The sequence below is a fragment of the Vitreimonas sp. genome, from assembly GCF_035627415.1.
Taxonomy (GTDB): Bacteria; Pseudomonadota; Alphaproteobacteria; order Caulobacterales; family Aquidulcibacteraceae; genus Vitreimonas.
The window spans coordinates 74,733-98,260 of sequence record NZ_DASPLU010000005.1 but is presented as its reverse complement, the minus strand read 5'-3'; the positions used below and the strand labels follow the sequence as shown (position 1 = coordinate 98,260).

Sequence of the window (23,528 nt, the reverse complement as noted above, 5' to 3'; positions counted from 1 at the left end):
ATGAATTCAGCGATATGATGAATGAAACTGACCTCACTCGCGCCGACCTGAACCTCCTGGTGCTGTTCGAGACGGTGATGCGCGAGCGCCATGTCGGCCGCACGGCGCAGCGGCTCAATCTCTCGCCCTCGGCCGTGAGTCACGGCCTCTCCAGACTGCGCGCCTTGTTGGCCGATCCGCTGTTCATCAAAACGCCGCGCGGCGTCACGCCTACCGATCGCGCGCTCGCGCTCGAAGCGCCGGTCGCGGAGATTCTCGCGCGCGTCCGCGCCGTCGTCGCAACCTCTGCGCCGTTCGACCCGCGCACCTCGGCGCGCGCCTTCACGATCGGCGCGCCGGACGGGACGGCCGCCGTGTTCTTGCCGCCGCTGGTGAAAGCTCTGCGCCGGGAGGCACCGCACGTGGACATCCGCATTCGCCAATTGATGCCGCGGCCGGGAGAAACCTCGATCGAGGCGGCGTGGCGAGATGCGTTCACCGATCTTGACGCGCGAGCCATGGATCTGGCCGTCATGCCGGTCGCGACGGCGCCGTTGCGGTTTGCGATGCGCACGCTGTTCGAAGAGGGCTTCGTCATCGCGGCGCGGAGCGGCCACCCCTGGCTCGCGAAGCCGACGCTCAGCGCTTTCGTCGTCGCCGAACACCTCGTTGTGTCGCATACGGGGGACGCGAACGGGTTTGTCGATATCGCGCTGGCGGAGCGCGGGCTGGCGCGGCGCGTGGCGCTCACCGCGCCCAACTTCATGCTGGCCTTGGCGCTGCTGGCGGACAGCGATTTGCTCGCCGCCGTGCCGCGGAGCCTGTTCGAGCTGCATGGGCGGCGCTTCAAGTTGGGATGCGCGAAGGCGCCGTTGGCGCTGCCAAGATTTGCGCTGAACGCGTTCGCGCCTAAGCCGGCGCTCGAAGACGCCGGGCTGAGCTGGCTCGTCGCCCTGCTGGCGCGGCGCCGCTTCGTCAACTCGGACGCGGCGTAGGGTTTGCAACACGCCCAGCGCTGCGGCGGCTAAGCGGGCGCTCGCGCTGATCGTGCTGAGCACCCAAGACAGTGGGCAGCGGCCTGCGTCGGCAGCGCTGCGGCTCGCGGCCGCGAGTGCGTGAAATCCAGCAGCTCCGCTTCGGACCGCCGCCTTCGGTTGCGCATCACGGAGCACACGCCCTCTCAGGTCCGGGGGCGCGAAGGAGCTAAGATGTGCGTCTTACCGTTGTCACGTCAAATGCTGGCCCATCCCCAAATTGACCTTCGATCACCACGGAGCGACTGCCTCTTCCGGGGAGCGCAAGATTCTCCGTCGGAGCGCGCACACCTCGGCACTCAGTCTCGACCGTTAGCGCAATTGCGCTGGCAGACGGAACGATCGACACGATCCTCCCACCGCCCTCGGTCTCCCAGTGAGGACATCCATACAGGACGAAGAATCCATCACGCCACGAGGTGCGATCCATATCAAAACGGCCAACCGAGAGCGGATAGCAATCAGGGCGACCGTCATCATCAACATCACATGGCATCCGCTGAGCCATGGACGCGATGCCGGCTCCGGCTAGCCAGACCTCCGTTCCATGCTGCTCAACACGGGAGAAGTCCCAGCTAAACAAGGCGATATTGTCTCGGTAACGATTTCCCTCGTCGCTCTGGTAAAAAAGATAGACCCCCTTCTCAGCACCGTAACGAACGATGCGAATTCGGTCCGTCCATAGGCCCGCCCCGGGCACGATCTCGCGCACGTTCGGCAAAACGTGCTCGCTTTCTCGCCCCTCATCGAGGGTTTCAGCGCCGTAGACTCGCTCCAGGGCGATTCGTTGATGCTCGTTCGGTTCTGGCCGTCGAATCGGTCGAGGAGCTTCTTTCTGTCCCTCAATCTGTTCGGTCGCGCGCGTAAAGGGGCTCGGATTTCCCGTAAAAAACAAGAAGTAAGCGGGAATCAACGCCGCGGCAGCAAACAGGGCACCCCAAGCCTGAAGAGTCTTCATGCGCCAATTGTACAGGCCAACTCGCGCGGCGCTCAATACACCCGCTTCTTCGGCGGGATGTACTCCACTTCGTTCGTCATCGTCTGCGTGATCACCGGGCGGTAGTCGATCGTCACCTTTCCGGTCTTCGCATCGAGCCACGCGAGCGTGTGCTTCATCCAGTTTTCGTCGTCGCGTTCCGGGAAATCCTCGCGCGCGTGGGCGCCGCGGGACTCGGTGCGGTTCAAACCGCCGTTCACAGTGACGATGGCCTGGCCGATCAGATTGTCGAACTCGAGCGTTTCGACCAGATCGGTGTTCCAGATCAGCGAGCGGTCGGCGACGGAAACGTCCGGAGCTTCGTCCCAGAGCTTGGCCATCCGATCGACGCCTTCGGCCAGCACCGCGCCGGTCCGATAGACGGCGCAGGTGTCCTGCATCGCGCGCTGCATCTTGTCGCGCAGTTTCGCCGTCGGCGTCTTGCCGCTGGCGTGGCGGAATCTGTCGAAGCGCGCGAGGTGCGCGTCGCCCGCGTTCGGCTTCAGCGTCGGCTGCGAGGCGTTCGCTTTCAGCACTTCGCCGCAACGCAAGCCCACGGCGCGGCCGAACACGACCAAATCGATCAGCGAGTTCGAGCCCAAGCGGTTTGCGCCGTGCACCGACACGCACGCCGCTTCGCCGACGGCCATCAATCCCGGTACGACGCGCGGCTCGCCGTTCACCTTGGTCAGCACTTCGCCGTGATAGTTCGTCGGGATGCCGCCCATATTGTAATGCACAGTCGGCAGCACCGGGATCGGCTGACGCGTGACGTCGACGCCGGCGAAAATCTTCGCGCTCTCGGAGATGCCCGGCAGCCGCTCGTGCAGCACCTTCGGATCGAGGTGATCCAGGTGCAGATAGATGTGATCCTTGTGCGGGCCGACGCCGCGGCCCTCGCGGATCTCCAGCGTCATCGCCCGCGAGACCATGTCGCGCGGCGCGAGATCCTTCACCGTTGGCGCATAACGCTCCATGAAGCGCTCGCCGTTCGCATTGGTGAGGTAGCCGCCCTCGCCGCGGGCGCCTTCGGTGATGAGGCAGCCGGCAGGGAAGATGCCGGTCGGGTGGAACTGCACGAATTCCATATCCTGCAGCGGCAGCCCTGCACGCAGCACCATGGCGTTGCCGTCGCCGGTGCAGGTGTGAGCGCTGGTGCAGGACAGATAGGCGCGACCGTAGCCGCCGGTGGCGAGCACGACGGTTTGCGCGCGGAAGCGATGCAACGTGCCGTCGTCGAGCTTCCACGCCGTCACGCCGCGGCAGACGCCGTCTTCCATGATGAGATCGAGCGCGAAGAATTCGATGAAGAAATCGACGCTATGGCGCAGCGATTGGCCATACATCGTGTGCAGCATGGCGTGGCCGGTGCGGTCGGCGGCGGCGCAGGTGCGCTGCACCGGCGCTTCGCCGTAATTGCGCGTCATGCCGCCGAACGCGCGCTGATAGATCTTGCCTTCCTCGGTGCGCGAGAACGGCACGCCCCAGTGCTCGAGCTCGTACACCGCCGCGGGGGCGTTGCGGGTCAAATACTCGATCGCGTCCTGGTCGCCGAGCCAGTCCGACCCTTTCACGGTGTCGAACATGTGCCACTGCCACTTGTCCTCGCCCATATTGCTGAGCGCCGCGGAGATGCCGCCCTGCGCCGCCACCGTGTGCGAGCGGGTGGGGAAGACTTTTGTCACGCATGCGGTCTTGAGGCCCGCCTGCGCGCAGCCGAGCGCGGCGCGAAGCCCCGAGCCGCCGGCGCCGACGACGACGACGTCAAACGTGTGATCGATCCAAGTGTAAGCGGCCAAGGACGTCAGACTCCGAAATTCACCAGCAGCACGGCGAACACCGCGCCGGCGCCAAGCGCGAGCGGTGCGAACGCGTTGAGGATCAGCAAAAGCACTTTGGTGAAGGGCTTGTGGATGTAGTCGAGGATCACTTCCTGCATGCCGAGCGACATGTGGTAGAGGCCGATCGCCACCAGCAGGATGACGCCGACGGCGTTCACCGGATCGGACAGGAAGTCGATGGTCGCGGTGTAGCCGCCGTCGCGGATCGCGAGCGCGGCGGCGACGGCGAACCAAGGCCCAAGGATCGCCAACGCGATCGAGGTCCAGCGCATGGCGATGAAGTGGCCGGTGCCCTCCCCCGCCGCGCCGTGATGGCGGACGCGGCCGAGCGGACTGCGCATGCTGCGTTCACGTGCGCTCATCGTCAGGCTCCGAAGCTCAACAGCGCCCAGAGCCCGAGCGGGGCGGCGACGGCGAACAGGATGGCGAACCAGGCGCTCGTGTCCGCATCCGCGGGAACGAGGCCGGCGCCGGTGTCGAACACAAGGTGACGGATGCCGTTGGCGAGGTGATAGGCGAGTGCGGCGACGATCAGGTAGAGGATCGTCTGACCGTACCAGGCGACGATGTGCGGCTCGATCTGGGCGTAAGCTTCGGGCCCGGCCGCCGCCGCCATCAGCCAGATCGCCAGCAGGATCGCCGCGCCGTAAAGGCCGACGCCGGTGACGCGATGCAGGATCGAACTCGCCATCGTCACGTGCCAGCGCCAGATCGAAAGATGCGGCGATACGGGTCTGTCTTCCGGGCGGGGCGCGCCGGCCATGAGAACCTCTTGTCTCTGATATGGGAGCGGAATCTGGCGCGCGGAGATTAGGCGGGGCCGCCCCCAAGTCAATGAACGGAATTGCCGCGTTTTCGGACCGTCGGCGGCCCAGGCGCGGCCGCTGGTCGATCCTAGGCATGCGCTCCCCGCAGCTGATGCTAAGCTGGCGCCAACAGGGGGACCCATCATGATCCGCACGCTTGCCGTCTGCATCGCCGCTTTGCTGGCGACCTCACCCGCCTTCGCACAGAACCGTACCAACAGCCGCCTCGCCGCCGTGATGGCGGGCTATGAGCGGGTCGACCGCGCCGCCAGCCCGTTCACCGCGGCGCGGGAAGGCGACGCCGAGGCGCTGCGTCGCCTGCCCGATCCCTCGCGCGAAGCGGCGCTCGCACTCCGCGCCGAACTCGCAGCACTCCGGGCCCTGGCCGAACGTGTGCCGACGCGCGGGCTCTCCGCAGACGACTCGCTCAACCGCAGTTTCCTGATCCGCGTTTTGGACGAGGACATCCGCGCCATCGACCTCGATTTCGGCCGCGTGCCGATCAGCAATGGCGACGGCTTCTTCACCTTGGCCGACGGGCTGGCCTACGGCACGCCGATCCGCTCCGCCGCCGACGCCGAGGCTTGGATCGCGCGCCTCGAAGCGCTGCCGCTCTATTACGAACGCAGCATAGCCAACGCGCGCCGCGGCATCGCCACGGGCTACACGCAGCCGCGCATCGTCGTCGATCGCGCATTGGAGACAGCGCGCGGCCAGCTCGAAACTCTGGAGACGACGTTGCTCGTTCCGTTCGAGCGCGTGCCGACGACGTTCACCGTGGAGCAGACAGAAGGCTATCGCGCCCGCGTCCGCGCTTTGGTGCAGACGCAGATCCTGCCCGCGCACCGCAACGCAATCGCCTTCATGGAGAACGAATATCTGCCGGCGGCGCGGCCCGGCATCGGCCTCCGCTCCGTCCCAGGCGGGGAAGAGCTCTACCGCTTCTTGGTGCGCTCCTACACGACGACGGAAATGACGCCGGAGGAAATTCACGCGCTCGGCAACCGCGAAGTCGCGCGCATCCGCGCGGCGATGGAAGCAGAAATCCGCGCCAGCGGCTTCGAGGGCGACTTCGCCGCGTTCCAGACCTTCCTGCGCACCGATCCGCGCTTTTACGCCCGCACGCCGGAAGAGTTGGTGGCCCGCGCCTCCGAAATCGCCAAGCGCGCCGATGGCGAACTGCCGCGCCTGTTCGGCACGCTGCCGCGGCTCTCCTACGGCATCCGCGTCATTCCCGCCGAAGCGGCCGAAGGCTCGACCACGGCCTACTACACGCGGGGCAGCGAAGCGCTGGGGCAATCCGGGACCTATTGGGTCAACACCTCGCGGCTCGATCAGCGGCCGTTCTACGAACTGCCGGCGCTGACGGTGCACGAAGCCATGCCGGGCCATCACCTGCAGATCGCCCGCGCGCAAGAGCTGGGCGAACTCCCGTATTTCCGCCGCAACACCTTCATGACCGCGTTTGTCGAAGGCTGGGGTCTGTACGCTGAAACGCTCGGCGAAGAGATGGGCATGTACCGCGATCCGTACGAACGCTTCGGGCGGCTCTCCTACGAGATGTGGCGCGCCTGCCGCCTCGTCGCCGACACCGGCATCCACTGGATGGGCTGGGACATCGAACAGGCGCGCCGCTGCTTCGCCGAAAACAGCGCGCTCTCACCGCACAACATCCAGACCGAACTCGAACGCTATATCGCCACCCCGGGCCAAGCGCTCGCCTACAAGATCGGCGAACTGCGCCTGCGCGCGCTGCGTGCGGAAGCGACCGAAGCGCTCGGTGACCGCTTCGACGTCCGCGCCTTCCACGACGAAGTGCTCGGCGCCGGCGCGCTGCCGCTGGATGTGCTGGAAGCGCGCGTGCGCGCCTGGATCGCGCGGGAGCAGCGGCAATGACGTTCACGATCGACTTCAACCAGCTCGCCCGCGTCGGCAAATTCGTCGCGCTGCTCGGCTTTCTGCTGCCCTGGGTGACGGTGTCGTGCTCCGGCACGGAAATCCTCACCGCCACCGGCGTGCAGCTGATGACCGGCGACCCGCAACTGGCTGGCCCACTCGAAGGCATGGCCGAGAGCCAGCGCGAAGACGCCGAGCCCTCCATCATCACCATCGTCGCCTTCGCCGTCGCCGCTATCGGGCTCCTGGTCAGCCTCGCAAGCCGCTCGCGTACCGCTGCGGCAGCGATGCTGGCCACCTCGCTGCTGGCGGCCGGGCTTTCCTATTTCAGCATCGAGAACATGCGCCAGGAGATGCGCCGCGAGCTGACCAACGAAACCAGCCAGCAGCAGCCGGAGGAAAACCCCTTCTTCAGCGCCGAACAACAGCAGCAGATGAGCCAGGCGATGGCTTCCTCCATCCGCGTGGTCGAGGAGGAAGGCTATTACCTGACGCTCGTCTCGCTCCTGCTCGCCGCCCTGTTCGCGTTGTTGACTTTGTTCACACGGCGGGCGGAGACATCGTCGACCGATGCGTGAAGCAGCATAAAGCTCGTCATTCCGGGGCTCAGCGAAGCTGAGAACCCGGAACCCAGGGGCAACCGCACCGCCGCTTGCCCCTGGGTTCCGGATCGCGCTTCGCGCGCCCGGAATGACGAAATATTGGCGCGCTTTTCGGAAGTGTTCACCGCTTCGGGATCGCCGCCCAGTAGTCGAAATCCAGCACGACGTCCGGCTCGTACTCGCCCGGCTCGGTTTTGAACGGAAAGCCGGCCGCGCTCCTATTCTTCACCGCCACCAGCCGCAGCCGCAGCGCGCCGGCAGAGCCCAAATCCTCCTTCGCCAGCACTTCGCTCCACGCATACAGCGTATCGCCCGCGAACAGCGGATTGACATGGCGGCCGCCATTGATCGCCAGCATCAGCTGCGCGTTGGCGAGGCCGTTGAACGCCAGCGCCCGCGCGATCGAGATCGTCACACCGCCATAGATGAGCCGCTTGCCGAAGCGCGAGTCCTTCTGCGCCAGCGCGTCGAAATGCACCCGCGCCGTGTTCTGGTAGAGCCGCGTCGCCAGCTGGTGCTCGGCCTCCTCCACCGTCATGCCGTCGATGTGATCGATCTTCTCGCCGACGGCGTAATCTTCGAACGTGTGCGGCGCGCCGGCGAGCTGCAGATCATAGCCTTCGAAATCCAGCCCCGGCGGCAGCAGCAATTCCGCGCCCTTGACGAACGGCGCCGGCGTGATCGGCGGCGCGTCCGTCGTCACCGCGCCCGGATCGCGCTTGTTGACCATCACCCAGCGCACGAAGCTGAGCACGGCTTCATCGTCCTGATTGAACCCGGTGGTCCGCACCGTGACGACGCCGGTCTTGCCGCTCGAGTTTGCTTTGAGGCCGATGACTTCCGACACCGCGTTCAGCGTGTCGCCCGGATACACCGGCGTCAAAAACCGCCCCTCGGCATAGCCCAGGTTCGCCACCGCGTTCAGCGAGATGTCCGGCACGCTCTTGCCGAACACGATGTGAAACACCAGCAGCGGATCGATCGGCGCGCCCGGCAGCCCGCAATTTTGCGCAAAGCTGTCGGCCGAAAACAGCGCGTAGCGCGATCCGGTCAGCGCGATAGTGAGCGCTACATCCGCTTCCGTGACCGTGCGCGGCGTCGCGTGTGCGATGGTCTGGCCGGGCGCGAAGTCTTCGAAGAAATGGCCGGGGTGAGACTTGGTCATGCGCCCGGTATGAAGCCAATTCCCCGGCCCCGCACAAGCGAGCAGCGCCAGGAATCGACTCGCTGGCGGCGCCGGCGCGTGTTAACCTTCCCGCAGCGGGAGGAACGACCATGGCGGACGGCGGCGGCTGGATCGGCAAGTACGGCGTGCCGAGCCTCATCCTTTCAGCGGCGGTGTTCGCCTTCCAGCAACAGCAGCAGATCTTCGACCGCCGGCAGAACAACGTCGAAAGCGGCTATCAATTCTACTCCGAGCAGCGCACCAGCCTGCACTATGCCGGCGACGTGGAATCGGAGCTTTCCCTGCTGCGCATCGTCGGCCGCGCCTTCCCCAGCATCTACTGCGACGTGCGCCAGGATTTGTACAACCGCGCCTACGAAGCCGAGGATCGCACCGGTCTCGCCGACACAACCGGCCGCACGCCGATCGACGCCGCCGACATCGAGATTCTGCAGAACGCGCTCAATGAGCCGCAATACGATCGGCCCGCCGAAGCGCAATATCCGCGCAATGTCATCGAGAACTTCACCCTCACCCGCGCGCGCGCCTGCGATCCGCTCGGCGAACAGGAGCAGCAGGTCGCCGAGAACGGCGCCGCACAGCAAAGCCCCGCCGCAACGACAGAAGCCGCGCCGGCGCCTTCAGCGAGCGAAGCCGCCGAGACCGCTCCCGGCGGCCAAGCGCGCCCACGCATCGCCGTGCGCTCGAGCGCGCCGACGACGACGCCCGCAACTGCGCCGACGCTCGCCGCCGCGCCGACCTTGATGCGCGTCTTCATGCACGTGCCGCTCGGCGGCGTCCGCGAAGCCGGCATCCAGGACATGACCGACACCGCCCGTTCGGAGCTCGCCTCATCGAATTTCCGCGTCATGCGCGGCGTCGAGCGCATCGCCCCGCGCAACTTCCCGCGCGAGCCCACGATCCGCTATTTCGGCCCGGAGCAGGAAGACGAAGCCCGCGCGCTGGCCGAATATCTGAACTATCAGTATCGCAACGAGGACCTGCATTTCAGCCTGGTGGCGATCGGCGACCGCTATCCCAATATGCCGCCGAACAATATCGAAGTGTGGATTCCGAATCCGCGCGGCGGCGCGCCGGCGCAATAGCTAGCTTCCCAGCGCCGCGATCGCTTCGCTCACCGCCACAACGCGCTTGGCCTCCTCCAAGTGCAGCAGCTCCGTCATCCGTCCATCCACCTTGATCACGCCCTTGCCGGCGTTTTCCGGCAGCGCGAACGCTTCGATCACCCCGCGCGCCCGCGCCACTTCCTCTTCCGCCGGTGCGAACACCGCATTTGCCGCTTCGATCTGGCTCGGATGGATCAATGTCTTGCCATCAAAGCCGAACGCCAGCCCCTGCTCGCACTCGGCGCGGAAGCCTTCGGCGTCGGCGATGTCGTTATAAACGCCGTCGATCGCCGTCAGCCCTTCCGCGCGCGCCGCCGTCACCGCCAGCGACATCGCCGCGTGAAAAGCCGCCCGCCCCGCGCTCGGCCGCGCCCGCGTCTCCTTGGCGAGATCGTTCAAGCCCATGACGAAACACGAAAGCCGCGTGCCCTTCGCCGCGGCCGCGATCTCGGCGATGTCGAGAATAGCGCGCGGCGTCTCGATCATGACCCAGAGCGTCGCGTCCGGCGCAAAGCCGGCCTCGCTCATCGCCCGATCCAGCGCCCGCACCTGCTCGCCACTCTCGACCTTCGGCGCCAGCATCCCATCCGGACCCGCGGCGCCCGCCGCAGCAATGTCCTCGCCGCCCCACGGCGTCGACAGCGCATTCACACGCACGATCACTTCGCGTTTGCCATAGCCGCCGGCCTTCACTGCGGCCGCAACTTGCGCGCGCGCCGTCTCCTTCGCGTCCGGCGCGACCGAGTCCTCCAGATCGAGCAGCAGCACGTCGGCGGCCAGCGTCTTCGCCTTCTCCATCGCCTTCGTGTTGGCGCCGGGCATATAGAGGCAGGAGCGGCGCGGGCGATGTGCGAGGTGTGTGGTCATCGGCGAACTCGGGGATGGTGAGACAAACGGCAATCGCCTACATCTGCGGCGAGGTCCAGCCGCGTGAAGACAATTTTGTCGATCCAGAGCCAGGTCGCCGGCGCACGCGTCGGCAACTCGGTCGCCGCGTTCGCGATGGAGCGGCTCGGCGTGCGCGTGCTGCAGCTGCCGACCGTGCTGCTCGGCCGCCGTCCCGACCACGGCCCGCCCGGCGGCGGCCCCGTCGCGGCCGACATGCTGGCTGCGATGATCGATGGCCTCGCTGCCGATTCCCTGCTCGGCGACATCGACGCCGTCCTCACCGGCTATATCGGCGCCGCCGACCAGGCGCCGGTGATCCTCGATTGCGTCGCCCGCGTCAAAGCCGCGAATCCGAACGCCTTCTTCGTTTGCGATCCGGTGCTGGGCGACGAAGGCCGCACCTTCGTCAAGGACGAGGTCGCCGAAGCCGTGCTCAACAGCCTCTGCGCTCACGCCGATTGGCTGACGCCGAATCTCTATGAACTCGGCCTCATCACCGGCGCGCCGCTGGAAGGCTTGGCCGAAGCGCGCGCGGCGGCCAAGCGCATCCACAAGCCGGTGCTCTGCTCCTCGATCCGCACCGCGCTCGGCCTCGGCAATTTGCTCGCCGCGCCCACCGGCGACTGGTTCTGCGAAACGGCGCGTCTGCCGCGTGCGCCCAAGGGCACAGGCGACCTGCTCTCGGCGCTTTATGTTGCGCGCCGCGTGCGCGGCGATGCGCTGGCGGTCGCGCTCGAAGGCGCCACCGGCGCCGTCTATGACGTCATCGTCCGCTCGCTGGCGGCGGAGAGCGAGGATTTGTTGTTGCCGGAGGCGCAGGACGTGCTTGCAGATCCCGTCACTTGGCCGCGCGCGCGGTTCACGGAGCTGGTGTGATGGCGCAAGGCTATGTCGCGCCCGGCTTCGAGCGCGTGCGCGAAGCGTTCGACGCACAGCTCGCCGCCGAAGAACTCGGCGCCGGCTTCGCCGCGATCCGCGACGGCGAGGTCGTGGTCGACATCTGGGGCGGCTGGGCCAATCGCGAACAGACGCGGGCCTGGGCGCAGGACACCATCGTTCCGGTCTATTCCAGCACCAAGGGCGTCACCGCGCTCGTCATGGCGCTGCTGCACGACCAGGGTAGGCTCGATTACGATGCGCCCGTCGCCGCGCTCTGGCCGGAGTTCGGCGCGCACGGCAAAGACAAAGTCACGATCCGGCAAACGCTCGCGCACCAGGCCGGCGTGCCGGGCTTCCTTCAGCCGATCGATCCCGATCTCTGGCTCGATCCGCCCGCCGCCGCGGCCGCCATCGCCGCGCTCGAGCCGCTCTGGCCGCCGGGCAGCGCCAGCGGCTATCACCCGCTGACGTGGGGCTACATCGCCGGCGAGATCGCCAAGCGCGCCGGCGGCCGTCCGCTCGGCGCAATCCTGCGCGAAGACATCTGCACGCCGCTCGGCATCGACTTCCAGATCGGCACGCCGGAAAGCGAACACGCCCGCGCCTCTGAGATGAAGAAGCCCACGCGCGCCGGCGAGTTCGGCGAGATCACGCCGCCGCGCAAGGCCGCCTTCTTCACCAAATGGGCCGCCCCCGTGCGCGGCTCGACGCAATGGCGCAAGATCGAGATTCCCTCCGCCAACGGCCACGCCACCGCATTGGGCGTGGCGCGTCTTTACGAAGCCTACGCTACCGGCGGCATCGTCAACGGCGCGCGCGTGCTCTCGCAGGAAGGCTTCGACGCGCTGACCAAACGCGTCTGGTTCGGCGACGATCTCGTGCTCCCGTTCAAGATCGACTGGCGCGCCGGCATCATCGGCAACTCCAACCGCATCTACGGCCCGAACCTCGAAGCGTTCGGCCATTCCGGCGCCGGCGGCTCGGTCGGCTTCGGCGATCCGGTCGCCGGCGTTTCGGCCGGTTACGTCATGAACAAGCAATCGCACCACATCATGGGCGACCCGCGCTCGCTCGTGCTGATCGACGCGCTCTATTCATGCTTGTGATCCAGCAGTTCGTCATTCCGGACGCGCGAAGCGCGATCCGGAAGCCAGGGGCGACCGCCGCGACATTCGCCCCTGGATTCCGGGTTCTCGCTTCGCGAGCCCCGGAATGACGATGCGAAGAGCGCTGGAGCTTATCGCCGTGATCATCGCCGGCTCGATGCTGGCGATGATGCTGATGCGCGTCTCCACCGCACAGAACATGGCGCTCGACACCGGCCAGCCCGTGTTCGGCGACTTCATCGCCTTCTGGAGCGCCGGCCGCGCCGCGCTCGACGGCCACGCTGACCAGGTGCATGACCGCGCTTTGATCTTTTCCTACCACAAGCTCGCGGCGCCTGACGTTCGCTTCGTTGCGCCGTGGAATTCGCCGCCGACCTTTCTTCTGCCGATGGCGGCGTTCGCGCTGCTGCCCTATCCGACCGCGGCGATTCTCTTCCTCGTCCTCACAGGCGCGCTCTATCTCTACGCCGCGCGCAAACTGCTGCCGGATGCGCGCGCGCTGATCTTCGCCATGACGCTGCCGGCGGCGTTCTTTCAGATCGGCACAGTGCAAACCGGTTTGCTGATCGCCGGCGTCTCCGCGCTGGCGCTCTATTGGCTCGACCGCAAGCCGTTGAGAGCGGGCGCGCTCATCGGCGTCCTCGCGATCAAGCCGCATCTCGCGCTGCTGTGGCCGCTCTTGTTGGCGCTGTCCGGCCGCTGGCGCGCGTTTGCCGCGGCCGCCGTTTCGACGCTGGCTTTCGCACTACTCGCCGGCGCCGTGTTCGGCTTCGACTCCTATGTCCGCTTCCTCGACAATCTCAGCGCCTCGCAAGACCTCATCGCCGGCCAGCGCATCACCACGCCGGCCTACGCCAGCCTCTACGCCAACCTGCTCGACATGGGCGCAGCCCCTGCGCTGGCGACCGCATTGCACGCGCTCAGCGCAGGCGCGGCCGTGCTCATCGCCGCCTGGCTCTTCACCGACAGCCGAAACATCGTCATTCCGGGGCTCGCGAAGCGAGAACCCGGAATCCAGGGGCCGCCGCTCCGTCAGTTGCGCCTGGATTCCGGGCTCGGCCTCCGGCCGCCCCGGAATGACGAGAAAACCGCACTCCAAGGCGCAACCCTCTGCGCCGCCACACTTCTCGTCTCCCCCTATCTCTTCTTCTACGATTTCACGCTGCTCGCCGTGGGCGCGGCTCTGCTCGGCGCGCCGCGCGACCGGTTCGAACTCGTCGCGGCGATCTTCGCCTGGAGCGCCGCGCTTTCGCTGACACTCGGCTATTTCGCGCCGATCCCGCTCTGTCCGCTATCCGCCTGGCTCGTGCTGATCGCGGCTATGCGGCGCGCAGGAAGCGCGGCGCTTCGCCCGGCCCCAGCACCACAGCCGTAAGCGGCCCGCCGAAGCAGGCGCCGGTGTCGACATTGATGCGGCGCGGGTTCACATGCGGCGCGAAATCGTGCGTCGGCGTATGGCCGTGAACGACGAGAATGCCTTCGAGTTCGGGCCGCTCCGGCCAGCGGCCGGGATCGAAAAACTTATGCGAGCGCGTCCACATCCGCACTTCGTCGCTGCACTCGGGAAACGTCTTCGGATCGATGCCGCCGTGCACGAAGACGAGCCTGCGCGGCGTGTCTCGCACCATCACCGGCAAGCTGCGCAGCCAGACCAGATGCGCCTGATCGATGGCGTCACGAAAGTCGTCCTTTGCACCGTTCGCCATCATGTACGACAGGATCGTCTCGTCGCCGCCGTTCTCGGCCCACCAATAGATGCCGACCGACTCGCGATTGTCGCAGGCGTGCAGCATCAGCTCTTCGTGGTTGCCCTTTATCGTGAACGCCTCGCCGCCGAGCGTCAGCATCATCGCCCGCTCGACGACGCCGCGGCTGTCCGGACCACGATCGACGAGATCGCCGAGAAACACGATGAGATGCGGGACCTTGCGCCGCACCGCGTCTTCGCGGATGGCGCGCAGCAGCGCGTCGAGCTTGGCGAGCTCGCCGTGCACGTCGCCGATGGCGTAATAGGTGATGTCGCTCATGCGCTCCTGGCGCGGCGGAGCGTATCCCAGGCGAAGAACATAAGGCCAGCCCAGATCAGCGCGAAGCTGACGCCACGGAGGAACGTGAACGGTTCGCCGAACAAAATCCCGGTGGTGAATTGCAGCGACGGCGCCAAAAATTGCAGCAGCCCGAGCGCAACGAAGCTCACCCGCCGCGCCCCGAACGCGAACGCCATCAGCGGAATGGCGGTGACGGGGCCGGCGATGGCAAGCAGGATCGCGGTGGTCCAATCCGACGTGATGCCGAGCGGCGCTTCGCTCGCGGTCCACACCAGCAGGCCGATGGCGAGCGGCGTCAGCGCCAGGCTCTCGATCAGCAGCCCGACCGCCGCCGGCACCGGCGCGCGCTTGCGGATGACGGCGTAAACAGACCATGTTCCGCACAGCGCCAGCGCCATCCAGGGCGGCGCGCCGACGGCGATGCCCTGCACAACGACGCCGACCAGCGCCAGCGCCAGCGCGATCACTTGCGGCGTGCTGATCTTTTCGCGGAAGAACAGCACGCCGACGGCGACGCTGACCAGCGGCGCGAGGAAGTACGCCAGCGCCGATTCGATCACCCGCTCGTTCAGCACGAGATAGACGTAAAGCCCCCAGTTCACGAAGATGAACATCGCCGAGAGCGTCAGCGTGCCGAGCATGCGCGGACGGAGCGCCGTCGCGATCTCACGCCAGCCCGGACGCCAGCCGCTCATCACGAACACGGCGACGAACGCCGCCGGCGCCGCCCACAAAATCCGCTGCGCCAGCACTTCACGCACGTCGATCGCGGACAGCAGCTTCAGGTAAAGCGGCAGGAAGCCCCACATGATGTAGGCCGCGGCCGCCGCCATGAAGCCGGCGCGGCGCTCGGCCTCCGAGGGCGAGCTGGTGATGGGCGCGGCCTCGCTCATGACGTCTTCGTTCCGTAAGGGGCGGGATTTCGGATCTGCATGAAACGCTCAGGCGCATCGAGCGGGGTAAAGCCGAGCGGCGCATAAACGCCGTGCGCGTCCTTGGTGCCGAGCAGCCAGCGCCGCAGCCCCTGCAGCTCGGGATGGCGCTGAAACGTCTGCACCAGCGCGCGGCCAAGCCCCTTGCCCTGCTTGCCCGGCAGCACGATTACATCGCAAAGCCACGCGAACGTCGCTTTATCCGTCACCAGTCGCGCAAACCCGATCAGCTTGCCGCTCTCGTCGCGCGCCACCGCGCACATCGAGTTCGCGCACGCCCGCGCAACGACCTCGCGCGGAATCCCCGGCGACCAATAGGTCTCGCGCAGCACGGCATGGATGGCGTCGATGTCCGTTTCCGACGGTTGTTCGATGGCGATGCGCGGCACGTTTAGTCCCCTGTCGCGCGTAGATAGTAACCGGCGGCTCCCTCCGCATCCGCGCGCGCGACGAATGCCGAACACATTTTGTAACAGAGTATGTGAGCTGCGCTCACATCAGGGGATCACGCCGCCGCCAACCGCTTGAACAAACCCTTGTTCAGCATCAGCTCGGCGATCTGCACCGCGTTCAGCGCCGCGCCCTTACGCAGATTGTCGCTGACGCACCAGAGCGAAAGCCCGTTCTCCACCGTCGCGTCTTCGCGCACGCGGCTGACGAACGTCGCGAACTCGCCCACCGCCTCCACCGGCGTGATGTAGCCCTCGTCCTCGCGCCGGTCGACCAGCATCACCCCCGGCGCTTCGCGCAGAATCTCCTGCGCTTCCTCAGCCGAAAGCGGAGACTCGAACTCGATGTTCACCGCTTCGGAATGGCCCACGAACACCGGCACGCGCACGCAGGTCGCCGTCAGCTTGATCGCCGGGTCCAGGATCTTCTTGGTCTCGGCCATCATCTTCCACTCTTCCTTGGTGGCGCCATCCTCCATGAACGCATCGATGTGCGGGATGACGTTGAAGGCGATCTGCTTGGTGAAGTGCTCCTTGACGATCTCGTCGGCCACGAACAGCTTGCGCGTCTGCGACCAGAGCTCTTCCATCGCGTCCTTGCCGGCGCCCGACACGGACTGATACGTCGCCACCACCACGCGCTTGATCTTCGCCCGATCATGCAGCGGCTTCAGCGCCACCACCAATTGCGCCGTCGAGCAGTTCGGGTTGGCGACGATGTTGAGCTTGTCGAAGCCCAGCACCGCGTCCGGGTTCACTTCCGGCACCACCAGCGGCACGCGCGGGTCCATCCGCCAGGCGCTCGAATTGTCGATCACCACGGCGCCCGTCGCGCCGATCTTCGGCGACCATTCCTTCGACACCGCGCTCCCAGCGCTCATCAGCACGAGATCGACGCCGGAGAAATCGAACTGCTCGATATCCTTCACCTTCAGCGTGCGGTCGCCGTAGCTCACCTCGACGCCCTGCGAGCGGCGCGACGCCAGCGCATAAATCTCATCGGCCGGAAACAGCCGCTCTTCGAGGATGGCCAACATTTCCCGGCCCACATTTCCCGTGGCGCCGACGACGGCTACGCGCAAACCCATGCCAAATGCTCCTCGAAGCGAAAGATGTAGTCTCCGCCGGACCCGGCCGCCAGCCGCGCCCGGCTCACGTCTCAGTTAAGCCGCCGCCGCGCGCGCCTCGGCGGCATAGGTCATGCGCTTGCACATCGCGCTTTCGCCGCGCGCCATCGAGAACATGGGCTTGACTTCGCCGGTATAGACAAAGCCCGCCTTCTCCAAGACGCGCCCGGACGCCGGATTGTCGACGAAGTGCCCGGCCTCGAGCCGCCCCAGCGACCGCGCGCCCGCCATGAAGCCGGCCAGCGTCTCGCTCGCAAACCCGCGCCCCCAGTACGCGCGCCCGAACCAGTAGCCGACTTCGAACGCCTCGCCCGACTTGTGCGCGCCGATGCAGCCGATCATCTCGCCGCCGCGCTCCACCGCGAACACGAACTCCTCGGCCAGCGGCTTGCGCGCCGCCAAAGTCATGATCCAGCCTTCCGCCGCCACCGGCAGGTACGGCAGCGGCGCGCGCAAGATCATCCGCGCAACGCCCGGATCGCCGCAAAGCTCGGCCACGCGCGGCGCATCGCTCATGCGCAGCCCCCGCAAGGCCAGTCTTTCGGTTTCGATCGTTCTCACATCGCGCATGAGCCTACTCCGCTGGCTCGCAACGCGTGGGGCAAAGAAAATGGGGCGCCTTGATCCGGGCGCCCCACGCTCATCTTCGGGATACCGGATCGCCCTTCCAAAGAGGCGATCCGAGGATGTCAGTCCCGTTTCGCCTATTCCGCCGCTACCTGTGCCGGCATAATCGACACGTAGGTTCGGCCGTCGCGTTTGGTCGCGAACGCAACTTGGCCGTGGCAAAGCGCAAACAGGGTGTGGTCGCGGCCGAGGCCGACGTTTTGACCCGGATGGAATTTGGTGCCGCGCTGGCGCACGAGGATCTCGCCGCCGCTGACCGATTGGCCGCCGAAGCGCTTCACGCCGAGACGCTGACCCGGCGAGTCGCGCCCGTTGCGCGAAGAGCCGCCTGCTTTCTTGTGAGCCATTGTAGCCTCTGAACCTTACTTGCCGATCGCGGTGATCTTGACGTGCGACTCGGCCTGACGATGCCCCATCTTGCGGCGATAGGTGTTGCGCCGGCGCTTCTTGAACACCGTGACCTTGTCGCCCTTCTTGGTGTCGATCAGCTCGCCGGTGACGGTGACGCCGCCCAGATCCTTGCCGGTCTTCACCTTGTCGCCGTCGCCGGTCATCAGCACCTGGTCGAAGGTGACCTTGGCGCCCTTTTCGGCGGCCAGCTTCTCGACGACGATGACGTCGTCCTTGGCCACCCGGTATTGCTTACCGCCCGTCTTGATAACCGCGAACATCTTTATGCCTGCCTGGGCCAAACCTGGATCGCGCCCGAACGAAGCTCGCCCGGGCGGGGAGCGGCGATATAGACAAGGAGGACGGGGCCGGTCAACAGCCCAAATCTAACTGTCGGCGCCAACAGTTTTGCGCGCGCCGCCTTGGCGGATTTCCCAGTTCAATTCGCCGGCGTCGTCGCGGAAGAAGCGCACCGAGGATGACCGCAGCAGCAGGGACTCGCCGTAGAGGTAGGCGCGATAGTCGGATTCCAGCACGGCCGGGTTCGGCGCGGGGAAGCCCAAACGCTTCGCCGCGTCTTGGTATCGCTTGAAGAAGTCGGCACGAGACAGACGCATCAGCACACCATTGATTCTACACAGAATCCGCACGCACTCCCTACGGAACCCCTAAGAAGCGTGTCGCGGCTACCGCTTTTTCTCCTCTCGAAGCGCCTGACAACGCCGCGACCGGCGTCACGTGCCGAGATGGGCATTACAACCAAGCAAGACTTGGGCCCAAATCTGCCCGAGCGGCGGCAGCCCGCGGGCGCGGCGAGGCTTTTCATCAACGGTTAACCTAGGTAGGGTTCCGCCCCCAGCGTTCAACCGCTGGTCGTCGGGGGTCCTATGGCAGCTACCGCGTCACAACCGATCGTCGCCGATCCGGCTCAGCTGCCTTCCATCACGGTCTCCACCGATCTGGCGCAGGAAGTTTGGGACGCGCTCGGCGACGGCGCCTCGGCCGTTCAGCTCGTCATCGAGGTCGGCGGCACGACCATGGTCGCCGGCTACTGCATCACGCCTGACGCGTACGTCCTGGTGCGCCAACTCATCCGGGAATCGGCCAACCCCCAGAAGCTGTTGCGGTTGCTCGATGCCGATCCAAGCGATGAGGAGGACGCCGAAGGCGACGCCTCCTTCGAAGAGATTTTCCCGCCGCGCTGACGGGAATGGAGGCAAGGGGCCATGCCTTGGGGCTTTCAACATCTAGGGCCGCTGAATTTCCATTTCGGAAGAGACGCCGTCAGGTATTTGAGCGGCAGCCCGACCGCGGCGGACCGGAAGTGCCTTGAGGCGTTCTTCCGCGATCTGCAGCAGACCTCGACGAAGGTCCAAAAAGTGCGCGTCGGGAATGCGCTGTGGGTCGTCGCCTGCAACCATATCGTCGTGTTCTCGGGCAATTTGAGGCGCGTCATCGACGTGCTTCCCGTTTGATCGAGCTGCCTGCGGTAAGCGCGCCGATGGTTTCGAGCGCACTCGCCATCCTCGGCAACGTGCTCGAACTAGCCGGCGCGCTGCTGATGGCGAAACGCTTCTTGAACGTCGGCCTGCTTCAGGCCGTCGGCGCACTGATTATTGGACTGTGGCGCGGCGCCGAAGCGAAGAATGTCGCCGCCATGTCGGATTTCACCGTCGAGCGCTCGATCGACGCGCTGCAGGGTCTCGCCCTCATCAGCGCCGGCTTCCTGCTCTCCCTCATCGCCAACATCGTCAACGCCGCCCACCAGCCGACCGGCGGCTGAAGCACCACGCAGCAATGGACAGCGCCGTCAGCTCCTAACGCAGCGGGACCAGTGGAATTGTTTGCCGTCGCGTTCCATTGGGCCCGCTCCACGAGAATTCCAGGAACGTATCAGACGTCGACAGCGTAATCTGCGCGTCGTCGCCGCCGATATCCTTCCATTGCTTCTTGAGTAGATCGAGAGTGTCCCTCAGCCGTCGGCCATCCACCGACACGATCTTGCGCCAAGCTCCCTCAGCCCGGACAGACGTCTCCACAAATGGCGTCTCGACACTGACGCCATGAGGGTCAGGCTTTATCTCGGTCGTGCGAGAGATCGACCCACGCGCGCCCGCCGGCGCGCGCAACGGGCCAAGTTTGTCGGCGGCGCTACGTAGATCGCCAAGCCTAAGCACGACTGAGTTCTTCATCTTCCTGCCGCCGCCCGCTCCTGGTTCAGCTTGAACAGCCGCTCCAGAATCTCCTCCTCCGACAAGTCCGTCGGCCAGCCGTACGCAGCCGCGACAGCGTCATCCAAACGCTTGTGCAAATGATCGAGCCAAGCCGGCCGCTCATTGTAGAGCTTGGTCAGCGTGCGGTCCTTCAGCTTCTTTGCCGCCTCATCGTCCTTCGGCACGATCCGATCCGGATAGCCGGGCACGACTTCCGGCACGCGCTCGACCCATTCCGGCGGATTGAGCCACGCCTCACGCTTCTCGTTCAACTCGCGCGCCGCGTCGGCGATGGCGAAGGCGCGCGGATCGCTGGCGTACCGCGACGCCGGGATGTTCGGCGTGAGACCTTCCGGGAAAGGGAAGGTCTCGAAGGTGGTGGTTTGCGTGTATCTCGGCCGATCGGTCAGACTTGTGCCTGCTCGGAGCGCCCACACCCGATGAAACTGGCTTTCCAGCACTCCGTACGTAGTGAAATTCCAATGGGGAAACACGATAAGATTCTTGTCGGGTAGAATCCGTCCATCGATCAGTGTGAAGCACCGATACTCAGCCGTTTCAGGTGTCACCAAGTAGCGTTGCAATCCTACCAGCTTGGATCGCAGCTCAGTGCGCGGCCAATATGGTTGCCACCACTTCTCACGCGCGTGTTTGTCGCGCGCCCGTTGCCTCGCCTGCTTTAACGTCTCGGTGGCGTTCTCCTTGGGATCATAAATTGCTTCCGCAAGATGCTTAAATGGCGACGCAAATTGCGCCGCGTTGTTCTCGTCGAGGTGCAACGGGATGTCGATGTACCAATAGTCCCGAGGACGGTCCGTGACATCATCGCCGTTGTAGTACTTTCGCAGTGCAACTGAGTTTGGCTGGCCGTTCGGGTTGGATGGCTCTTGAAGCCAAGCGCGTGCCCGTGTGCCTGTGATATCAAGAGGGCCGCTTTTCTGAATGCCCAGATAAGCAAAGTCCAAGTTTTCTGACAGCTTCTCAGCGCGTGTTACGTTCACGCCACTGGTGAGATCCGAGTTGATATGTGCCACCGGAACGCCGTTCAGCGAGATCGAGCCGGCGCCTTCGGCCCGGCAAATATTGACGATCGAGGCCTCGACATTTTTGCCGCTGTCGATCCAAGGAATCTCGTCCCACGCTTCGAATACGGTCAACTGTTCTTCTATTCGGTGCATCACCGGTTGATTGGTGCCGCCCCGTATGGCGCTTGTAGCTAGGAAACCTGCCCTTGCCGCGCGACCCTCGACCAACGCCGATCGGGCCTTCTCAAACCAGTAGCAAACGAAATCGGTGAATCCCGTCAACTGATCGTAGACGTCACGGATTCGTTCGGTGATCGGGACGCCAAGTTCTCCCTTCATCTTCTTGGCGCCTAAGAACGGCGGATTGCCGATGATCACATCCGTCTCGGGCCACTGCGCTTCCGGCCAATCCTTCGGTGCCGGCCCCTTGCTCCGATCTAGCAGCGCGTCGCGCTCTTCGATCTGATCGAGCGAATCCAGGATCGGGCGCCGATCCGGCAAATAGCCGTTCTTCTTCAGCCATTGCAGATCGCCGATCCACAGCGTCACGCGCGCCAGTTCCGCCGCGTAGCGCTCGATCTCGATGCCGCGCAGCTGCTTGACGCTCACGCGCAGCGCCGGTGGTTCTAGCCCGAGCCGCAGCACATCGCCATGCGCGCGCCGCTCGATGTCATGCAGTGCATGCAGCGCCACATAGAGAAAATTGCCCGAGCCGCAGGCCGGATCGAGCACGCGGAATGAAGCGAGCCGATCGAGAAACTCATCCAGTCGTTCGCGCGCGCGGCGCTTCGTTTGCGTCTGCACCTTCAGGAGATCGGCGCGCTTCTTGCGACGCGCCGCCTCGCCCGCCTTGGCCTTGGCGGGATCGCGCTTCATCTCTTCGGCGGCTTCGTCGAACACGGCCCTTTCGCCCGCTTTCGCCGCGTTGTGCTCCTCCATGATCGCCGCGATCTCGGCGTGAGCCGTCTCCCACTCCGCCATCAGCGGCCGCGTGATCACCGGGTCGACGATCTTCAGAATCTTCTCGCGATCGGTGTAGTGGGCGCCGAGGGCCGGGCGTTCGCGAGTCGCCTTCAGCGCCTGCTCGAACAGCGTGCCGAAGATTGCAGGATCAATTTCAGACCAATCGTGCTCGTCCGCGGTCTTGGCGATCTCCTTCAGATCGATCACTTCGAGCGGAAGCACGTCCTCGCCGTCGAACAAGCCGCCGTTGAACCAATCGATCTTGTGTTCGCCGAAGAAGCCGCCTTTGTGCATCTTGGCGAACAGATCGCGCATTTGCGCGGCCGCCGCGTCTGGCTGCTTCTCGACCGCTTGCATCATGCGCGAGAAGAGCTTGTTCGGCAGCAGGCCCGCGTCTTCCGCAAACATGCAGAAGATGAGGCGATTGAGAAAATGCGCCACCGTGCGCGGATCGTGCTTGCGCTCCTGCAAGCGCCGGCCGATGTCGCCGAACCGCTGCGCGGCTTTCGCCGTTAGCTCTTGCGGACTGATATTCGGCTTCAGCCTTTCCGAGCCGTTGAACACTTGCTTGAGCAGATCGAGTTTCTGCGCATCGAGCAGATCGTCGAGGGTCCATTCGTGTGTTTCTGAAACGGTGTTGTTCCAGTTGGTGTGAACGACGATCCGCTCCATGTCGGAAACGACGAGGTAGGGCGGCATCTGCAGATCGAGCGTGTAGGTCTGCAACTGGCGGAGCGCCGCGCCGAGATTGGCGTGCTTGCCTTTGTACTCCCAAGCAAAGCAGCCCTTGCGCCAAACGTCGGCCCAGCCGTCGCCGCCGCCGGCCTTTTCCGCGCCGCGCTCGAAGCAATAGCTCTCCGGATCAGTGGGCTTGGGCTCGCCGAGCAGATCGCAGAGCATCAGGAAATGCATCTGCGACCCCTGCCGCTCACGCAGCTCGGAATCGCGCCACATCTCCACGAACTGTAACGCTGTCATCGCCCCCATGACGTCTAATGACGCCGCGCCGCAACGAGCGTCAACAAGCGCAGGCGCTCATACCATGCCCTCTCCGCAAAGCGCGCATGAAGGCGCGCGGTCCAACCTGGAGAGATCAGCGCAAACCCCATCTATCCCCGCCCTTACCACCACCAACCCCTTGATTCCCATCACTTCTCACAAAAACTTATCCGCCCCCTCCCAAACCTGGCGTATACTCCTTTCGTCCCCGTACGGGAGGATTTCGAAGTGCACCGAACCTTTGGAATGCGGGGACATCGGCCGGCGCGGCAGGCGTCGCTTCGAGGGCGAGGAGAAGATCCGCTAAGACGCGGGTCCGCTCCGAACCCTCGTTGAGAAAGCCGGCGGACGCGGGATGTCGACCGGGCCCCGAAGAGGGGTACACCGCATCTTGGGTTCGCGCGGCGAAGCGAACGGCGCTTGCATTGCCTGCGGGGCGTGAAACCGCAGGGCCCG

Annotated in this window: 26 protein-coding genes; 10 read left to right on the top strand and 16 right to left on the bottom strand. The window is 65.4% G+C overall.

What is annotated here, in order from left to right; translation table 11 throughout:
- Positions 1-14: 14 nt before the first annotated feature.
- Positions 15-974 (top strand): LysR family transcriptional regulator, encoded by a 960-nt coding sequence (locus VEA80_RS02400; RefSeq protein WP_325059088.1) that lies wholly within the window; start codon positions 15-17, stop codon positions 972-974.
- Between the two features lie 208 nt (positions 975-1,182).
- Here the strand turns inward: VEA80_RS02400 and VEA80_RS02395 are convergent, their stop codons facing one another.
- The 4 genes from VEA80_RS02395 to sdhC are packed head-to-tail and all read right to left on the bottom strand — an operon-like array spanning position 1,183 to position 4,593.
- Positions 1,183-1,971, bottom strand: coding sequence for a hypothetical protein (locus VEA80_RS02395; protein WP_325059087.1), 789 nt, complete (start codon positions 1,969-1,971; stop codon positions 1,183-1,185).
- Positions 1,972-2,003: 32 nt separating this feature from the next.
- Positions 2,004-3,788, bottom strand: coding sequence for a succinate dehydrogenase flavoprotein subunit (sdhA, locus tag VEA80_RS02390; protein ID WP_325059086.1), 1,785 nt, complete (start codon positions 3,786-3,788; stop codon positions 2,004-2,006).
- A gap of 5 nt (positions 3,789-3,793) precedes the next feature.
- A complete protein-coding gene (sdhD, locus tag VEA80_RS02385) occupies positions 3,794-4,192 on the bottom strand; it encodes a succinate dehydrogenase, hydrophobic membrane anchor protein (RefSeq protein ID WP_325059085.1) in 399 nt (132 codons plus the stop codon).
- A gap of 2 nt (positions 4,193-4,194) precedes the next feature.
- Positions 4,195-4,593, bottom strand: coding sequence for a succinate dehydrogenase, cytochrome b556 subunit (gene sdhC / locus VEA80_RS02380; RefSeq protein ID WP_325059084.1), 399 nt, complete (start codon positions 4,591-4,593; stop codon positions 4,195-4,197).
- A gap of 187 nt (positions 4,594-4,780) precedes the next feature.
- Here sdhC and VEA80_RS02375 point away from each other — a divergent pair, with 187 nt between their 5' ends.
- Both VEA80_RS02375 and VEA80_RS02370 read left to right on the top strand, forming a co-directional pair.
- A complete protein-coding gene (locus tag VEA80_RS02375; RefSeq protein ID WP_325059083.1) occupies positions 4,781-6,532 on the top strand; it encodes a DUF885 domain-containing protein in 1,752 nt (583 codons plus the stop codon).
- Complete coding sequence (locus VEA80_RS02370) at positions 6,529-7,110, top strand: hypothetical protein (protein ID WP_325059082.1); 582 nt, start codon at positions 6,529-6,531, stop codon at positions 7,108-7,110. Before VEA80_RS02375 ends, VEA80_RS02370 begins: the two co-directional genes overlap by 4 nt.
- Positions 7,111-7,255: 145 nt before the next feature.
- On the opposite strand, the gene VEA80_RS02365 is transcribed toward VEA80_RS02370, so the two are convergent.
- Positions 7,256-8,299 (bottom strand): MaoC family dehydratase, encoded by a 1,044-nt coding sequence (locus tag VEA80_RS02365; RefSeq protein ID WP_325059081.1) that lies wholly within the window; start codon positions 8,297-8,299, stop codon positions 7,256-7,258.
- A gap of 110 nt (positions 8,300-8,409) precedes the next feature.
- Here VEA80_RS02365 and VEA80_RS02360 point away from each other — a divergent pair, with 110 nt between their 5' ends.
- Entirely contained in the window at positions 8,410-9,405 is a 996-nt protein-coding gene (locus VEA80_RS02360) for a hypothetical protein (RefSeq protein WP_325059080.1), read from the top strand.
- On the opposite strand, the gene VEA80_RS02355 is transcribed toward VEA80_RS02360, so the two are convergent.
- On the bottom strand, positions 9,406-10,293 hold the full coding sequence (locus VEA80_RS02355; RefSeq protein WP_325059079.1) for a CoA ester lyase: 888 nt from the start codon (positions 10,291-10,293) through the stop codon (positions 9,406-9,408).
- Positions 10,294-10,356: 63 nt separating this feature from the next.
- On the opposite strand from VEA80_RS02355, the gene pdxY reads away from it, so the two are divergent.
- The 3 genes from pdxY to VEA80_RS02340 all read left to right on the top strand — a co-directional run bounded on the left by pdxY (position 10,357) and on the right by VEA80_RS02340 (position 13,674).
- Entirely contained in the window at positions 10,357-11,190 is an 834-nt protein-coding gene (gene pdxY / locus VEA80_RS02350) for a pyridoxal kinase (RefSeq protein WP_325059078.1), read from the top strand.
- Positions 11,190-12,299, top strand: coding sequence for a serine hydrolase domain-containing protein (locus VEA80_RS02345; protein ID WP_325059077.1), 1,110 nt, complete (start codon positions 11,190-11,192; stop codon positions 12,297-12,299). Before pdxY ends, VEA80_RS02345 begins: the two co-directional genes overlap by 1 nt.
- 106 nt (positions 12,300-12,405) lie before the next feature.
- Positions 12,406-13,674, top strand: coding sequence for a glycosyltransferase family 87 protein (locus tag VEA80_RS02340; protein WP_325059076.1), 1,269 nt, complete (start codon positions 12,406-12,408; stop codon positions 13,672-13,674).
- On the opposite strand, the gene VEA80_RS02335 is transcribed toward VEA80_RS02340, so the two are convergent.
- The 8 genes from VEA80_RS02335 to VEA80_RS02300 form a co-directional block, all read right to left on the bottom strand.
- Positions 13,619-14,326, bottom strand: a complete 708-nt coding sequence (locus VEA80_RS02335; RefSeq protein WP_325059075.1) for a metallophosphoesterase family protein — start codon at positions 14,324-14,326, stop codon at positions 13,619-13,621. The two genes, VEA80_RS02340 and VEA80_RS02335, sit on opposite strands and share 56 nt — an antisense overlap.
- A complete protein-coding gene (rarD, locus tag VEA80_RS02330; protein WP_325059074.1) occupies positions 14,323-15,240 on the bottom strand; it encodes an EamA family transporter RarD in 918 nt (305 codons plus the stop codon). The genes VEA80_RS02335 and rarD overlap by 4 nt, the downstream gene beginning before the upstream one ends.
- Complete coding sequence (locus VEA80_RS02325; protein ID WP_325059073.1) at positions 15,237-15,668, bottom strand: GNAT family N-acetyltransferase; 432 nt, start codon at positions 15,666-15,668, stop codon at positions 15,237-15,239. The genes rarD and VEA80_RS02325 overlap by 4 nt, the downstream gene beginning before the upstream one ends.
- 116 nt (positions 15,669-15,784) lie before the next feature.
- Positions 15,785-16,816 carry an aspartate-semialdehyde dehydrogenase gene (locus VEA80_RS02320; RefSeq protein ID WP_325059072.1) on the bottom strand — a complete coding sequence of 344 codons (1,032 nt, stop codon included), beginning with the start codon at positions 16,814-16,816 and terminating at the stop codon, positions 15,785-15,787.
- A 75-nt stretch (positions 16,817-16,891) separates the two neighbouring features.
- A complete protein-coding gene (locus VEA80_RS02315) occupies positions 16,892-17,425 on the bottom strand; it encodes a GNAT family N-acetyltransferase (RefSeq protein ID WP_325059071.1) in 534 nt (177 codons plus the stop codon).
- Positions 17,426-17,559: 134 nt separating this feature from the next.
- Positions 17,560-17,829, bottom strand: coding sequence for a 50S ribosomal protein L27 (gene rpmA / locus VEA80_RS02310; protein ID WP_325059070.1), 270 nt, complete (start codon positions 17,827-17,829; stop codon positions 17,560-17,562).
- A 15-nt stretch (positions 17,830-17,844) separates the two neighbouring features.
- The gene (gene rplU, locus VEA80_RS02305; RefSeq protein WP_325059069.1) at positions 17,845-18,153 is read right to left on the bottom strand and encodes a 50S ribosomal protein L21; all 309 of its coding nucleotides are present in this window, start codon (positions 18,151-18,153) and stop codon (positions 17,845-17,847) included.
- A gap of 105 nt (positions 18,154-18,258) precedes the next feature.
- Positions 18,259-18,489 (bottom strand): hypothetical protein, encoded by a 231-nt coding sequence (locus VEA80_RS02300; protein WP_325059068.1) that lies wholly within the window; start codon positions 18,487-18,489, stop codon positions 18,259-18,261.
- Positions 18,490-18,759: 270 nt separating this feature from the next.
- Here VEA80_RS02300 and VEA80_RS02295 point away from each other — a divergent pair, with 270 nt between their 5' ends.
- The 3 genes from VEA80_RS02295 (at position 18,760) to VEA80_RS02285 (ending at position 19,655) form a co-directional block, all read left to right on the top strand.
- Positions 18,760-19,077 carry a hypothetical protein gene (locus tag VEA80_RS02295; protein WP_325059067.1) on the top strand — a complete coding sequence of 106 codons (318 nt, stop codon included), beginning with the start codon at positions 18,760-18,762 and terminating at the stop codon, positions 19,075-19,077.
- 87 nt (positions 19,078-19,164) lie between these two features.
- Positions 19,165-19,347 carry a hypothetical protein gene (locus VEA80_RS02290; protein WP_325059066.1) on the top strand — a complete coding sequence of 61 codons (183 nt, stop codon included), beginning with the start codon at positions 19,165-19,167 and terminating at the stop codon, positions 19,345-19,347.
- A gap of 26 nt (positions 19,348-19,373) precedes the next feature.
- Complete coding sequence (locus VEA80_RS02285) at positions 19,374-19,655, top strand: hypothetical protein (RefSeq protein ID WP_325059065.1); 282 nt, start codon at positions 19,374-19,376, stop codon at positions 19,653-19,655.
- A gap of 34 nt (positions 19,656-19,689) precedes the next feature.
- On the opposite strand, the gene VEA80_RS02280 is transcribed toward VEA80_RS02285, so the two are convergent.
- Both VEA80_RS02280 and VEA80_RS02275 read right to left on the bottom strand, forming a co-directional pair.
- Entirely contained in the window at positions 19,690-20,064 is a 375-nt protein-coding gene (locus VEA80_RS02280) for a hypothetical protein (RefSeq protein WP_325059064.1), read from the bottom strand.
- A complete protein-coding gene (locus VEA80_RS02275) occupies positions 20,061-23,051 on the bottom strand; it encodes a class I SAM-dependent DNA methyltransferase (RefSeq protein WP_325059063.1) in 2,991 nt (996 codons plus the stop codon). Before VEA80_RS02275 ends, VEA80_RS02280 begins: the two co-directional genes overlap by 4 nt.
- Positions 23,052-23,528: the final 477 nt, after the last annotated feature.